Source organism: Haloechinothrix salitolerans (assembly GCF_042662605.1).
In the GTDB taxonomy this organism is placed as follows: domain Bacteria; phylum Actinomycetota; class Actinomycetes; order Mycobacteriales; family Pseudonocardiaceae; genus Haloechinothrix_A; species Haloechinothrix_A salitolerans.
Map to the genome: position 1 here is coordinate 255,047 of NZ_JBHSXX010000001.1, position 14,198 is coordinate 269,244.

13 protein-coding genes and 1 tRNA gene are annotated in these 14,198 nt (G+C 67.3%); 6 read left to right on the forward strand and 8 right to left on the reverse strand.

Features of this window, described 5'->3' with window-relative positions:
* The first annotated feature begins 124 nt into the window (after window positions 1-124).
* On the forward strand, window positions 125-2,509 hold the full coding sequence (locus ACFQGD_RS01155) for a (Fe-S)-binding protein (protein ID WP_345389435.1): 2,385 nt from the start codon (window positions 125-127) through the stop codon (window positions 2,507-2,509).
* 28 nt (window positions 2,510-2,537) lie between these two features.
* On the opposite strand, the gene ACFQGD_RS01160 is transcribed toward ACFQGD_RS01155, so the two are convergent.
* Window positions 2,538-3,245, reverse strand: a complete 708-nt coding sequence (locus ACFQGD_RS01160; protein ID WP_345389438.1) for a TetR/AcrR family transcriptional regulator — start codon at window positions 3,243-3,245, stop codon at window positions 2,538-2,540.
* A 135-nt stretch (window positions 3,246-3,380) separates the two neighbouring features.
* Between ACFQGD_RS01160 and ACFQGD_RS01165 the strand changes: the two genes are divergently transcribed.
* Window positions 3,381-5,240 (forward strand): hypothetical protein, encoded by a 1,860-nt coding sequence (locus ACFQGD_RS01165; RefSeq protein ID WP_345389441.1) that lies wholly within the window; start codon window positions 3,381-3,383, stop codon window positions 5,238-5,240.
* Between the two features lie 90 nt (window positions 5,241-5,330).
* Here ACFQGD_RS01165 and ACFQGD_RS01170 read toward each other — a convergent pair whose 3' ends face one another.
* Window positions 5,331-5,513: a hypothetical protein gene (locus ACFQGD_RS01170; protein WP_345389444.1), complete on the reverse strand. Its 183-nt coding sequence runs from the start codon at window positions 5,511-5,513 to the stop codon at window positions 5,331-5,333.
* On the opposite strand from ACFQGD_RS01170, the gene ACFQGD_RS01175 reads away from it, so the two are divergent.
* Window positions 5,512-6,450: a DMT family transporter gene (locus ACFQGD_RS01175; RefSeq protein ID WP_345389447.1), complete on the forward strand. Its 939-nt coding sequence runs from the start codon at window positions 5,512-5,514 to the stop codon at window positions 6,448-6,450. The genes ACFQGD_RS01170 and ACFQGD_RS01175 overlap by 2 nt on opposite strands.
* 34 nt (window positions 6,451-6,484) lie before the next feature.
* Here the strand turns inward: ACFQGD_RS01175 and dcd are convergent, their stop codons facing one another.
* Both dcd and ACFQGD_RS01185 read right to left on the reverse strand, forming a co-directional pair.
* Window positions 6,485-7,066, reverse strand: coding sequence for a dCTP deaminase (gene dcd, locus ACFQGD_RS01180; protein ID WP_345389451.1), 582 nt, complete (start codon window positions 7,064-7,066; stop codon window positions 6,485-6,487).
* An 83-nt stretch (window positions 7,067-7,149) separates the two neighbouring features.
* Window positions 7,150-8,388, reverse strand: coding sequence for an oxygenase MpaB family protein (locus ACFQGD_RS01185; protein WP_345389454.1), 1,239 nt, complete (start codon window positions 8,386-8,388; stop codon window positions 7,150-7,152).
* Between the two features lie 142 nt (window positions 8,389-8,530).
* On the opposite strand from ACFQGD_RS01185, the gene ACFQGD_RS01190 reads away from it, so the two are divergent.
* Window positions 8,531-8,601 (forward strand) — tRNA-Gly (locus tag ACFQGD_RS01190).
* Between the two features lie 131 nt (window positions 8,602-8,732).
* On the opposite strand, the gene ACFQGD_RS01195 is transcribed toward ACFQGD_RS01190, so the two are convergent.
* Genes ACFQGD_RS01195 through ACFQGD_RS01205 form a run of 3 tightly spaced genes read right to left on the reverse strand, consistent with a single transcriptional unit; the run spans window position 8,733 to window position 10,933 of the window.
* Window positions 8,733-9,359, reverse strand: a complete 627-nt coding sequence (locus ACFQGD_RS01195) for a dihydrofolate reductase family protein (RefSeq protein WP_345389469.1) — start codon at window positions 9,357-9,359, stop codon at window positions 8,733-8,735.
* Between the two features lie 17 nt (window positions 9,360-9,376).
* Window positions 9,377-10,570 carry an RNA polymerase sigma factor gene (locus ACFQGD_RS01200; protein WP_345389457.1) on the reverse strand — a complete coding sequence of 398 codons (1,194 nt, stop codon included), beginning with the start codon at window positions 10,568-10,570 and terminating at the stop codon, window positions 9,377-9,379.
* A 6-nt stretch (window positions 10,571-10,576) separates the two neighbouring features.
* Entirely contained in the window at window positions 10,577-10,933 is a 357-nt protein-coding gene (locus ACFQGD_RS01205) for a YciI family protein (protein ID WP_345389460.1), read from the reverse strand.
* Between the two features lie 274 nt (window positions 10,934-11,207).
* Here ACFQGD_RS01205 and ACFQGD_RS01210 point away from each other — a divergent pair, with 274 nt between their 5' ends.
* Together ACFQGD_RS01210 and ACFQGD_RS01215 are read left to right on the forward strand one after the other, a co-directional pair.
* Window positions 11,208-11,798: a carboxymuconolactone decarboxylase family protein gene (locus ACFQGD_RS01210; protein WP_345389463.1), complete on the forward strand. Its 591-nt coding sequence runs from the start codon at window positions 11,208-11,210 to the stop codon at window positions 11,796-11,798.
* Window positions 11,795-12,661 carry an RNA polymerase sigma-70 factor gene (locus ACFQGD_RS01215; RefSeq protein ID WP_345389466.1) on the forward strand — a complete coding sequence of 289 codons (867 nt, stop codon included), beginning with the start codon at window positions 11,795-11,797 and terminating at the stop codon, window positions 12,659-12,661. The genes ACFQGD_RS01210 and ACFQGD_RS01215 overlap by 4 nt, the downstream gene beginning before the upstream one ends.
* Before the next feature lie 111 nt (window positions 12,662-12,772).
* Here the strand turns inward: ACFQGD_RS01215 and ACFQGD_RS01220 are convergent, their stop codons facing one another.
* A complete protein-coding gene (locus ACFQGD_RS01220; RefSeq protein WP_345398875.1) occupies window positions 12,773-14,020 on the reverse strand; it encodes an HNH endonuclease signature motif containing protein in 1,248 nt (415 codons plus the stop codon).
* Window positions 14,021-14,198 lie beyond the last annotated feature (178 nt).

Below are 14,198 nucleotides of genomic sequence, written 5' to 3' on the forward strand. Positions count from 1 at the left end.
CTATCGTCCAAGTTTACCGGGAGTCGTAGAACACATCGGCGGGACAACAGCACGGTCGATCGATTACCCATCAGTAGGGTAAGCCCCGCTTCGTAAGCATTACGCCAGCAGAAAGGCCCGCTCCATGGGTGCGCTAGAGCTCACGCTCGGCGGTATCGCCGTCCTGTTCAGCATCGTCGCGTGGGGAATGTTCGTCGCGACGGTCCTGCGCATGGTCAAGATCATCCGTCTCGGCCAGCCGGACGCCACGCGCAACGGCCCGTTCGTGCCGCGCATGAAGACGCTGGTCAAGGAGTTCGCCGCCCACACGCGGATGAACAAGCTGCGCCACGTCGGCGTGATGCACTGGATGGTGATGTGGGGCTTCCTGATCGGCTCCGCGGTGCTGTTCGAGGCCTACGGCGAGGTGTTCGTCCCCAGCTTCCACTGGCCGATCATCGGTGAGTGGGTCGTCTGGAGCCTCGCGATCGAGCTGCTCGGCCTCGGCACCGTCGTCGGCGGTGTCGCGCTGGCGATCATCCGGCAGCTCAACCATCCGCGCCGCGCTGACCGGCAGTCCCGCTTCGCCGGGTCGAACTTCTGGCAGGCGTACTTCGTCGAGGCAGTCGTCATCATCGAGGGTCTTGGCATCCTCGGTGTCAAGGCGTTCAAGATCGCCGCTGGTCTGGACCACTCGCCGCTGTGGGCGAGCTTCACCACCGCCCCGCTGGCTGAGCTGCTGCCGACCAGCCCGAACGGCGTCGTCATCATGGCGTTCATCAAGCTGATGGGTGCGATGGTGTGGGTCGTCGTCGTGGCGCGCTACATGACGATGGGTGTCGCCTGGCACCGGTTCAGCGCGTTCTTCAACATCTACTTCAAGCGCGAGGATGACGGCGGCGTCGCGCTCGGTGCGCTCAAGCCGATGATGAGCGACGGCAAGCCGCTCGACTTCGAGGAAGCCGACCCTGAGAAGGACGTCTTCGGTGCTGGCCAGGTCGAGGACTTCTCGTGGAAGGGCTGGCTGGACTTCACCACCTGCACCGAGTGCGGGCGATGCCAGTCGCAGTGCCCCGCGTGGAACACCGGCAAGCCGCTGTCGCCGAAACTGCTGATCACGCAGCTGCGCGATCACGCATACGCCAAGGCGCCTTATCTGCTCGCGGGCGGCAAAAAGGACATGATGGGCGAGGAGATCGGCCTTGAGGGCGACGACCCGCACGCGGGGATCGACGTCCTGGCGCTGGCCGAGTCCGAGCGTCCGCTCATCGGCGGTCCCGAGGAAAACGGCGTCATCGACCCGGACATGCTGTGGTCGTGCACCAACTGCGGCGCTTGCGTCGAGCAGTGCCCCGTCGATATCGAGCACGTCGACCACATCGTCGACATGCGCCGTTACCAGGTCATGATCGAGTCGAACTTCCCGACCGAGCTGGGCGGGATGTTCAAGAACCTGGAGAACAAGGGCAACCCCTGGGGCCAGAACGCCAAGAACCGCCTCGACTGGACCAAGGAGGTCGACTTCGAGGTTCCAGTTTTCGACGGCGAATGGGGCGACACCGAGTACCTGTTCTGGGTCGGCTGCGCTGGTGCGTTCGAGGACCGCGCGAAGAAGACGACCAAGGCCGTCGCCGAGCTGCTGCAGATCGCGGGCGTCAACTACAAGGTGCTCGGCTCAGAGGAGACCTGCACCGGTGACCCGGCGCGTCGTGCCGGTAACGAGTTCGTGTTCCAGATGCTGGCGCAGCAAAACGTCGAGGTGCTGAACTCGGTGTTCGCCGAGACACAGCCGTCGAGTCGAAAGATCGTCGTCACCTGTGCGCACTGCTTCAACACCATCGCGAACGAGTACCCGGAACTGGGCGGGCAGTACGAGGTCGTGCACCACACCCAGTTGCTCAACCGGCTGGTGCGGGAGAAGCGGCTCACCCCGATCGCCCCGGTCGCTGAGGGCGTCACCTATCACGACCCGTGCTTCCTTGGTCGCCACAACCAGGTGTACGAGGCGCCGCGTGACCTTGTCGGCGCGTCCGGTGCACAGCTCCGCGAGATGCCGCGCCACGGTGACCGGTCCATGTGCTGTGGTGCTGGTGGTGCGCGGATGTGGATGGAAGAGCGCATCGGCAAGCGGATCAACGTCGAGCGTGTCGACGAGGCGCTGGGCACCGCGCCGACGAAGATCGCGACCGGCTGCCCGTTCTGCCGCGTGATGCTCACTGACGGCGTTACCCAGCGGAAGAACGACCAGCAGGCCGACGAACACGTCGAGGTCGTCGATGTCGCACAGCTGCTGCTGTCGTCGGTGAAGCGCAAGCCAGCACCGGAGGGCTCGGACGGTGCCGCCACGCCGGAGTCGACGCCCGCCGCCGGTGCCGCGAGCAATGGCGCCAACGGCTCTGGCAACGGCTCGCGGTCCGAGGTCGGTGGCGAGGCGGAGGCCAATGGCAAGGCGGACGTTTCCACGGCGGCTGCCTCCAGTGGCACACCACTGCCCGAGCAGGACAAGCAGGACGGCGGCGCGTCGGCCTGACGGTGCGTTGAGTGACGCCTCGAAGGCGTCACCGCTCGGTGCGCCGGGCGCGCAACTCCTCCGTCGTCGGGAGCCGCTGGTCCGGATCCAGTTTCAGCCCACCCTTGGCGGCGGTGTCCGAGATCAGCAGCCACGCCCAGTCGACGAGCTTGCGGATCAGTTCTTCGCGCGTCTGCTCGGTCGGGTTCTCCAGCCAGCGGTTCGTCGCGGCGTCCACGAAGCCGACCAGCCCGTAGGCCGCTGGCTCCGCCGCCGTGGTGTCGCCACCCGCGACCTGGAGGTACTCGCGGAACAACGCCGCGATGTGGCCGCTGACCGCGACCTTGACGTCGTGGTACGCGGACACGCCCGCCGCGCCGCTGACGTTGATCACGTACTGGTAGATCGCCTCGTGCTCCGCCATCCAGGTCACGTGCGTGCGCACCGCGAGTTCGATCATCTCCATCGGCGTGCCGCGCGGGTTCCACACCGGGTCGAGCTCGACGACGACCTGCTCGATCACCCGCTCCGCGATCGCCGAAGCCAGATCTGCTTTGCCACTGAAGTGCCGGTAGAGCCGGGTGCGCGGTACTCCCGCCTTGTCCGCGATCTGTTGTGTTGAGACGTCGGGGCCGTGCTCGGTGATCGCGGCGAGTGCGGCGTCGACGAACTCCTTGCGACGACGTTCGCGCTGGCCAGCCCACCGGGTGGCGCGGCCATCGGCGCGCGCGGGGGTGGGACGTCGTTTCACCGTCACGGGGCACAGTGTCGCAGAGACTCTGGCAATTTTAGTGGTACTCGTTGTACCGTACACCTTAGTGTGACTCGAAGTAACGCTAACTGCTGGTAGCAGCTTCGAGGTGGACCTCAAGGCGATGGAAGCGAGCGGTGTATGGGCAGCGTGCGGGAGGCACCACCGGCGGGTGGCGCGGCACTCGATGAGGTGATCATCGCGGCGATCATGGCGTTCGCGGTGATCGTGCCGCTGATGGTGTTCGTGATCCGCGAACGCGCGGGCAAACCGACGCTGCTCGGGAAGCTCGCGGACACCGTGTCTCGCTACGACGGCCTGCCGCGCTGGGCAGGACTGCCGATCTACCTGCTGATTCTCGCCGATATCACCGGCGGCATCGGGGTCTATTGGGATGTGCCGATTCACATGGAGCTTGGCCGCGACGAGGGGCCGCTGGCCAACCCATCGCACTACCCGATCTACTTCGCGCTGCTTGGGATCTTCTCGGCGGGCGTGATCAGCGCGACGCTCGCGCGCGGGGAGCTGCCGCTGCGGACGTTCCGCATTGGCCCCGCGTGGCGGGCGCCGATGGGTTCGATCGTCATCATCACGTGCGGCATGGTCGGCGTCGCCGGGTTCCCGCTCGATGACCTCTGGCATCGACTGTTCGGTCAGGACGTCACCGAATGGGGCCCGACGCACGTCCTCATGATCGGCGGTGCGGTACTGACGCCGATCGGGATCATGCTGCTGCTCGCGGAGTCCAAGCAGGTCGGCGCGCGGGCGATGACAGGGCGCGGCGCGAAGCTATGGGGCGCGCTGGTCGGCGGTATGTGGATCACGACGATCACCGCGTTCCTGATGGAGTTCGAGCACGGCATCCCGCAGTTTCCGCTGCTCAACCAGGTGGTGCTGGTGGCGATCGCGACGACGTGGGGCCTGGTCTACGCTCGCGCGACCTTCGGTCCAGGCGGCGCGCTCGCCGCGGTCGGACTGTACGTCGTGCTGCGGTGTCTGCTTTACGTCGTCCTGGTGCCGTTCGATCTGACGCCAGCGCCGTTCCTGCCGTATATCGGCGAGGCGATCCTGATCGAACTGGTCGCACTGGTGATTTCACCCAAGCGTGGGTACGTCTTCGGGGCGGTGTCCGGTGTCGCGGTTGGCACTATCGGCGTGCTGTCGGAATGGCCAGCGACGCATTGGTTCATGCCGCAGGCGTGGCCCGCTGAGATGATCGGCAAGTTCATGGTGTTCGGCACGATCGCCGGGGTCAGTGCGGGGCTCGCCGCCGTGTGGCAGTTGCGGCGGTTGGAGGAGATCGGTAGCCGCGCGACGTCTACGCCCGCACCCGTGCGGACGCGGACGACGCACGCGCTCGGGCTCGCGGGTGCGCTCGGGATGGTCGGCGTGATGTTCGTCGTCGTGCCGCCGCAGGACCCGCCGCCGATCACTGGCGACCTGGTGGTGACCGACGCCAGCGCCAGCCGCACCATCGACAACGACACCAACGAAGGCGTTCCGCCGCGCTGGGTCGACCTCGCGGTGACGCTGCGCCCAAGCGACGCCGACGCGGACAAGAACTGGCTGTCGGTGATCTCCTGGCAGGGTGGCGACTTCTTCCGCACCGACATGATCAAGGGCGCCGACGGCGTGTACCGCTCGGCACGGTCGGTGCCGGTGTATGGCAGTTGGAAGACCGGTATCCGGCTGCACACCGGCAACAACATGATGGCCGCGTTGCCGGTGTATCTGCCGTACGACGCCGAGATCGACGCGCCCCCGGTCGCGGCCGAGTCGGGTACGCGAACGTTCGGGCCGGAGCACGAGCTGTTGCAGCGCGAGCGCAAGCCGGGCGTGCCGGAGTGGCTGTGGACTCTCGGCTACGTCGTGGTGGGCGTGGTGTGGTTCGCCGCGTGGATCCTCTGGACGTGGATGTATATCGTCGCGGCGGCGGGTCCTGCCAGTGGTGGTGCCACCGGCAGGCGACCACGGACGCGGACCACGGCAGCGGCGAGCTGACTGCTTGGGCGATGGCGTCGGCGACGGAAACCCGTTCGGCTGGACGTCGACGTCCAGGTATGCTCGGGCGCGTGCACCGGCTCTATCCCATCACCCCACCGCCCCGCCGCTGAGCGGGGCGGTCGCGCTGCGTCGTACGACGGTCGTCGTGCGGCGATCGTTGTGCTTACCCGGTGCGGTCTCGTCAGGTTCCGTAGCGCGGTGCTGCTGATCGTTCAGCGCGCGCCCCGCGTCGTCGTGTCCCATTCCTTCGACGCTGGAGCGTTCTTTCATGCTGACCGCTGTTCATTCGCGTGCTCGCGGCCGTGGTGCCGCGGCCCTGCTCGTCGCGGGCGTGTGCTGGGGAACCGGTGGTATCGCCGGTGCGTTGCTCGCGACGTCAGGAGACCTGCACCCGCTATCGATCGCGGCTTACCGGTTACTGCTTGGTGGCGTGTTCGTCTCGATGTTCCTGCTGGCCACCTCGGGAATGCGGGTGCCGCGCACCGCCGCGAGCGTCCGGCGACTGCTCGTCGTCGGTGTGTTGCTCGCGGTATTTCAGGCCAGTTACTTCGCGGCCGTGACGCTGACTTCGGTCAGCCTCGCGACCATGATCACGATTGGGAGCGTGCCCGTGTTCGTCGTCGTGGCGACCACGGCGCGGACCGGGCGAAGGCCGTCCGTGACGACGTTGGGCGCGCTCTGTTCCGCCATCGTGGGGCTGGTGTTGCTGATGGGAGCCCCAACCGGCGCGGGTGAGGGTTCGCCGCTCATCGGGATTGGATGTGCCCTGCTCGCGGGCGCGGGCTTCGCGACGGTGACCATAGCCACCAGGCGACCGGTGGCGGGGCTGGATCCGTTGCGAACGGCGGCCGTCGGCTGCCTCTTAGGCGGAGCGCTGCTATTGCCCGCCGCGCTGATGGTCGGTGTCAGCATCCCGCTTCGGCCGGAGCCGGTCGCCGCGGCGCTGTACCTCGGCCTCGTGCCGACCGCGCTCGCCTACACCGCGTACTTCACCGGGCTGCGCAGTGCCCACGCGGTCGTCGCGGGGCTCGCGGTGCTACTCGAACCACTCACCGCGGCATTGCTGGCCACGGTGCTGCTCGGAGACCGGCTCGGCGTCGTCGGCTGGTGTGGTGCAGGGCTGCTGGTGGTCGCGCTCGCCGTGAGTCAGCTGCGCCCAGAGCCGGTGCCGATCCAACGATCAGAAGTGGCACCAGCGGAACGGTGACTCGCGGTTCGCCTGCCTGGCCGAACCGCTCGGGTCAGCGCCGAGTGTCGGTGCGGTGGAAGTTCCGGTACGCGCGGCTCGGTGTCGGTCCGCGTTGCCCCTGGTAGCGCGAGCCGGCCTGCTTCGTGCCGTACGGAAACTCCGCCGCGCTCGACAGCCGGAACAGGCACAGCTGCCCGATCTTCATACCGGGCCACAGCGTGATCGGCAGGTTCGCGACGTTCGACAGCTCAAGGGTGATGTGACCGTTGAAGCCGGGGTCGATGAAGCCCGCCGTCGAGTGAGTGAGTAGCCCCAGCCTGCCGAGTGACGACTTGCCCTCAAGACGTCCCGCGAGGTCGTCGGGCAGGGTGACCATCTCGAACGTCGAGCCGAGCACGAACTCGCCAGGGTGCAGCACGAACGGGTCGTCGTCGGTCTGCTCCACCAGCGACGTCAGCTCGTCCTGCTGCAACGATGGGTCGATGTGGGTGTACTTCGTGTTGTCGAAGACCCGGAAGAACCGGTCGAGCCGTACGTCGATGCTGGACGGCTGCACCATCTCGACGTCGAACGGGTCCAGCTCGAGACGTCCGGCTTCGAGCTCTTTGCGCAGGTCGCGGTCACTGAGGAGCACAGGGACACCCTAGTCAACGGGATACCCACGTGGGCATCGGCGGGCACGATTTCGCCCACCGATGCCACCAGCAGGTGTTTTCGCTACGCGGCGCCGTCGACCGGGGTGTCCATCGGGCGCGAGTAGCTGCGGTCGAGCGGCAACGCCTTGCTGACCTGCGCGAGATACTGCGAGCGGGTCAGCTCGCCGATCTTCTGCTGCAACCAGGTCGCGCCCGGCACGCGCATCCGCGCGGTCTCGGCGGCGAAGGTGACGGCGGCGATGCCGCGCACGGTGGCGTCGGTGAGGCGGTTGCGCGGCAGCCCGAGAAAATCGGCGTTGGCGCCGCCGATGAGCATGCGACTGATCGCGGCGTGCAGGCTCACCGACGCCGACCCGACGACGCCGGACAGCGGCCCGAGGCCAGCGCCGATGTTCGCGTTCTGCGCGAGCAGAGCGTTAGCGAGTCGCTTGGAATCGTTGTCCGGGATGAACTCGGTCGCGGCGAGCAGCCACAGCAGCCGCCACGCGTCGGCTTCGCTGCCGGGCAGGAGCTCGTCGTCGACGCCCATCAGCCAGCCGACGTACCGCCAGAGGTGCATGACGTCTTCGCGCTCCTGCTGGGTGTATCGGATGCCGAGCAGTTGCGTGCCCAGCAGGAACACCAGCGAGAACAGCAGCAGAGTGCCGACGGTCTGCACCTGGTTGACCGGTCGGTCCCATGCGTCGTAGTCCCAGTCGTCGCGGCGGTTCATCGCGTCTCGCACGAAGGCGTGGACGAGCCGGATCTGGAGCGCGGCGCGCATGCCGTCACCCTGTGGGCGGAGCGCGCCGGGAGTGGTGACGTCGATCCACCACGACGCCGTCTCGGCGAGCCTGCGGGCGGCGGTGTGTTCGAGGTCGCCGGTGTGGACCAACGTCTTGACCGCGCGGGACGCGAGATAGCCGCCCATCAGCGACATGTCGCCTAGCGGGAACATGCCCAATAGGCCGGTTCGGATGATCGACCGCGCCCCGTTGTCAATGCGGTCGAAGTCAACCCAGTACGGCGTGGCCTCGACGTCACGGAAGAACGCGACGAGTGGCGGCGGTGGGTTGTCGACGCTGTCGATGCCCTCGGCGAGGGCCTGCTCGAACAGTGCGCGTCCTTCGCCGCGTGGCATCGCGTGGATCATGGCGACGACGTCGTCCGCGAGCGGATCGTCCGCCTGCGCGAACTGCCGCAACCGGGCAAGCTGTGCGGCGTCCGCCCTGAGGTCGCGGTTCCCGGCGAGCCGCAGCGCGCGCTGCATGCGGCCGGTGGCGAACAGCTCAGGGTCGGGCAGGCGTTCGTGGTCGGTCATCGGTTTCACCCCACCGTCGTTGGTCGAGTGCCAGCACCCGACAACAAGTGTTGTCACTTTCCGGCTAGGGGTCAACCCCGCTGGGAGATGAGGGGAGGGTGGACACGGATGATCCGCTGACGTGTATCCTGTCTGACGCCGTGCGGATGTAGTTCAATGGTAGAACATCAGCTTCCCAAGCTGAGAACGCGGGTTCGATTCCCGTCATCCGCTCTCATAGAGAAACCCCAGGCCATAGGGCGTCTACTGTGGACCTGGGGTTTTCTCTTGCGTAGATCAACACGGGTTCCGGGCCATTAACGGACCACTAGCTCACCGGCGCGTGCGTGCCAGACGATCCCAGATCACGTGCTTGGCTCAGGCGCGGCCGTTTCGTACCGCGGACGGCCGGTGGGCCGATAGACCTGGATTGTTACCCCCTTCGGGGTGGACCGCGATTCAACCAGGTCGAGCGCCGCGTCTGAGCCGGTGTCGGGGAACAGCCGCGTGCCCTGACCGACGACCACCGGGCAGACCAGCAGGGTGAGCTCGTCGACGAGCTGGTTGGTGAGGAGCCAGCGGATCAGCGCGCCGCTGCCGTGCACCTGCAACTCGCCCTCTGGCTTGGATTTCAGGTCTGCGATGGTGGTCGCGAGATCGTCGGTGAGCACGGTGGTGTCCGACCACTTCGGATCGGTGAGGGTGGTCGATGCCACGTACTTGGGCTTGGTGTTCAAGGCCGCCGCGATGGGGTTGGTGTCCGGGTCTGCCATTGTTCCCCAGTAGCTGGCGAAGATCTCGTAGGTCCGCCGTCCGAACAGGAACGCATCGGCGCGCTGGTAGACGTCGTTCAGGAATGTCGCGGCCTCGTTGTCGTAGTACGGCATGACCCATCCGCCGCGCTCGAATCCGCCCCTGCGGTCCTCATCGGTCCCGCCGAGTCCCTGCATCACGCCGTCGACGGTGACCCACGTGGTGGTGGTGAGCTTCATGATGTTGGATTCCTTTCTCATGTGTCCGGTGTGAGGCGCGCTCGTCGCGTCTCCAGGAAGTAGCGTTCGGTGTCGTTCGTGGCCAGGGCGATGGCCTCGTCATAGGCGGCGATGGCCTCCGAGGCGCGGCCGAGGCGGGTGAGCAGATCCGCGCGAGTGGCGGGCAGGAGGTGATAGTCCGGCAGGTCTAGCTCATCGATGGTGGCCAGCGCCAGTGCGGGTCCGTGCACCTCGGCGACGGCGACCGCCCGGTTGAGCGCCACGATGGGCGTCGGGGTGTGGTGCATCAGCTGGTCGTAGAGCGCCAGCACCTGCTTCCAGTCGGTCGCGGACCCGTCCGTGTGCACGGCGTTGATCGCGGCATGCAACTGGTACGGCCCAGGCTGATCACGGCGCAGGCACCACCGCACCAGCTCATGCCCCTCGGCGATCAGCTGCCGGTTCCACAACGACCGGTCCTGTTCCGCGAGAACCACCAGTTCGCCCGACGGTCCCACCCGCGCTGGCCGCCGAGCTTCGGTAAGCAGCAGCAGCGCCAGCAGCCCGATCACCTCCGGCTGGTCGGGCATCAGATCGGCGAGCGCCCTCGCCAGGCGGACGGCCTCCAGACACAGGTCCGTCCGCAGCAGTTCCCCCGACGTGGCCGTGTATCCCTCGTTGAAGATCAGGTAGAGCACGGTGAGTACCGATGCCAACCGCTCCGGGAGCTCGGCGGCGTCGGGCACCCGATAAGGGATGCCAGCGTCGCGGATTTTCTTCTTAGCGCGGACGATCCGCTGGGACACGGTCGCTTCCGGCACCAGGTAGGCCCGCGCGATCTCGGCGACCCCCAGCCCGCCGACCAGACGCAGAGTGAGTGCGGTCCGCGCGAGCGAGGACAGCGCCGGGTGGCAGCAGGTGAAGATCAGACGGAGCTGGTCGTCGCGCACCGGTCCCATCTCCGCCGGCTCGTCGGGTTGGTGCAACAGCAGGGCTTGGGCGTGGCGGGCCTCGCGGGTGGATTCTCGGCGCAAGCGGTCAATCGCTCGGTTGCGGGCGGTGGTCACGATCCACGCGCCGGGGTTGGTCGGTGGCGCCTCATTCCACTTCTGGACGGCCACCGCGAATGCGTCCTGGACGGCCTCCTCTGCGAGCCCGAGGTCACCGAGGACGCGGGTCAGCGTGGCCACGCACCGGCCGTACTCCGCCCGGTAGACGCTGTCCAGGTCCATTCGCGCTCAGTCCTCCGGCACGTGGTCGAACGGGCGCACCTCGATCGGACACCCGCACGCCAGCGCGCACTTCTCAGCCCAGGCCAGCGCCTGGTCCAGGTCCTCGCACCGGATCACCCAGAACCCGCCGAGCTGTTCCTTGGTCTCGGCGAACGGGCCGTCGGTCATCGTCGTCGTGTCGCCCGCGGGGCGGACGACCGTTGTGGCGTGCGAGCCCCGCAGGCCACCGACGAACACCCACGAACCAGCGGCCCGCATCTCGGCGGTGACCTTGTCGGTCCGGGCGAACTGCTCCCGCGTCTCCGTCTCGGACAGCGGCGGCGCACTTTCATCGAACTGGACGGCGAGCAGGTACTGCTTCATGGTCAACTCCTCGGAGGATCTGGTGTCTCTCACCTTGGCGACGAACGGGCTCGACGCCATTCGACACCACCGCGAGAAAAAAATCAGAAGCCGTACTTCCTCCGACCGTGTTCGAGTCGTCAAGGCTTACTCGTCACAAGAGATCCGACGATCCGACTGGCACCAGGCACGGTTTCACCGCTGGCGGCGTGAGACCGGGGAATCCGCCGTGATGTCACGTTCCCGCGCCCGCCGGTGTCTTCATGCCGAACAGGTAGACGTATGGGAGGACAGCATGACGGCACGTGTTCCGAAAGTCGCGCTCACTGGCTTGACCGGAAGCTTGATCAAGCGGTTCAGCAGCAAGATGTTCGGCAAGGTGCCCGAGTCGATCGGGGTGCTCTGGAATAACCCGGAGGTCTTCAAGGCGGGTATGTCGTTCGGGAGAAGGCTCCAGAAGTGGGACCGGGCCGACGAGAGTCTGAAGTCGTTCGCGCACATGGCGGTCGCCGCGCAGGTCGGCTGCGGCTGGTGTCTCGACTTCAACTATTTCCAGGCGTGGAACAAGCAGTTGGATCTACGCAAGGCGAGTCAGGTGCCGCGGTGGTGGGAGTCGGACGTTTTCACCGCACTGGAGCGGGACGTGATGGCCTACGCCGAGGCCATGACGAACACACCTCCGACCGTCACGGATGAGCTGTCCGCGCGCCTGCTTGATCAGCTCGGCGCGGCGGCCCTGGTCGAGCTCAACGCCGTGATCGGCTTCGCCAACTACACGACACGGTGCAACACGGCGCTCGGGATCGAGTCGGAGGGCTACTCCGATGCGTGCGAGATTCCGCTGGCCGCACGCCCGGGACATTCCGGCGTAGCGTCGGCGTCATGATCGACGATCCGTTCGTTGCGCATCGCAGCCTGCTGTTCACCGTCGCCTACGAGATGCTCGGCTCGGCGGCCGACGCGGAGGACGTGCTGCAGGAGGCTTGGCTGCGGTGGGCCGACGTCGACGGCGCGCGGGTGCGCGACGCGCGGGCGTACCTCATCCGGATCGTCACGCGGCAAGCGCTCAACCGCCTGCGAACGTTGGCGCGCCGCCGTGAGGAGTACGTCGGAGAATGGCTCCCGGAACCGCTGCTGACCAGCCCCGACGTCGCGGACGACGTCGAACTGGCCGAAAGCGTGTCGATCGCGATGCTTACCGTACTGGAAACGCTCGGGCCGACCGAGCGGGCGGTGTTCGTGCTCCGCGAGGTCTTCGAGATTCCGTACGGCGAGATAGGCGAGGCCATCGGAAAGCCCGCCGCGACGGTTCGGCAGATCGGGCGACGGGCGCGTGAGCATGTGTCGGCTAGGCGGCCGCGGGTGCGAGTGAGTCGGTCGGAGCAACAAGCCGTGGTGGAGCGGTTCCTGACCGCGCTGCGGACTGGGCAGTTGCAGGAACTGATAGAGATCATGGCTCCTGACGTGGTCGTCGTCGCCGACGGTGGTGGGCTGGCGCGTGCGGTTCGGGTTCCGATCCACGGCGCAGAGCGAGTGGCGAAGTTGTTTGAGGCCGCGAATCGGATCCGGGGACCGTTCGAGGCGACCACCGTGTGGCTCAACGGCGCGCCCGCGGGTCGGATCGAGATCGACGGCGAGCTGACCGCGGTGAGCTTCGTCGTGGAAGACGGCAGGATCAGCCGGATCTACGCGATGCGAAACCCGCGGAAGCTGGTGCGGCTGAGCGAACCGGCCGAACTCACCCGGTAAGCATGCCAGCGCATGCGGTTGTGCCGCGGCCAGCGGTGTTGGTCGCGGTGGGCGGGTGTGTGGTTGTGTCGGGTTGCCCTGCGAGGCGGTCTGGGTCGGCGGCTGGGCTGACTAACTCGCCAGGGGGTCGGTGTGGGGTGCGGTGAAGCGTCGGGGTTGGTGTGTCGGGTCCAGCCAGGCGGGTGGTAGGCATTCGGGTTTGCCGTCGGTGGCCATGCGGACCTGCCAGTTGGCGTGGTGGACGAGGCGGTGGCAGGCTGAGCAGAGCAGGCACATGTTGGAGATGTCCGACCCGCCGCCGTGGTGCCATTCGGTGATGTGGTGGACGTGGCACCAGCGCGTGGTGCGGCTGCACATGACGCAGCCGCCGTCGCGGGCGGTGAGGGCGCGGCGTTGTGCGCGGGTGGCGGTGCGGACTTCGCGGCCGAGGTCGAGGATTTCGCCGTTCGAGCCGAGTACGGCGGGCACGAGGCGCGCGTCGCAGGCCAACCGGCGGGCGGCTTCGGCGGTGATGGGGCATTCCCCATTCAACGTGGGCGTGTGCGCGAATAGGTCCTGCGGGGCCGGGGCCGTGTCGGGGTGGCGCTCACGCCGTAGCAACTGGTTCAGGTTCATCGACACCGTCACCACCGGGGTTTCGCCGGCTTCGGTGGGCCGTTCGGTGGCACGCTGGGTGTAGTCGAGTAGCTCGGCGAAGGCGTCGCCGTGGCGTTGGCCGGTGCTGCGCTGATCGGGTATGCCGTCGGCATGCGGTTTGGGTTTCGCCAGCGCCGACAGCAGGGTCTCAAGGAGTTGTCCGGATTCGGCATCCAGGGTGGCGCGCAGTGTGAACCGGTTGTGGCGGGTCCAGGACCACAGCAGTTCGCGTTCCGGTTCGGCCAACCCGTCGTCACCGTCGTCGGTGGGTTCGGGCCCGTCGGGGTCGAGCAGCGCGAGGATGTGGCGCCCGGCGCGGCGCACCACCGCCGGTTGAGCCTGCTGGGCCAACTCGATCAGCGTCTTCTCGTAACCGTCCCGCTCGGTGTCCTCCACAGTGGCGGGCAGGGCGGCCATCACCTCGCTGATCGCGTCGACATGACCCGGATTCAGCACCCCGTCGGCGGCGGCCTGCGCGGTCAACGGTGCGGCCGCCGCCCGCTCCGCCGTGCCCTGCCGGGTGGGGTGGAGTCGTTCGGCGCGCCGGGCGCGTTTCCTGCCCTCGGTGATACCGATACGCAGCGCATCCCGCTGCAGCGCCGCCAACGACGGATACCCAAAGGTAGCGAACACCCCACGCGAGGAAATCTCCGCCAACACCGCCGCCTGCACCGCCTCCGCACGGTTCCGCAGCACCTCGGCGTCCCGCAACGCGGCGGTCAACTCGGCGTCGGTGGCCTGCTACCAACCCTGCGGGCCGGGCGTGGGAAGCGTGGTGTTCGCGCTGCTCATACCCCCAACACTACCCACCATCGAACACCTGTTCTAGATATAGGTGTAGAACCTCCGTAGCACCTCCGCTGCACATCCGTAGAACCTTGACCAGCTCCGCGAGCCCACT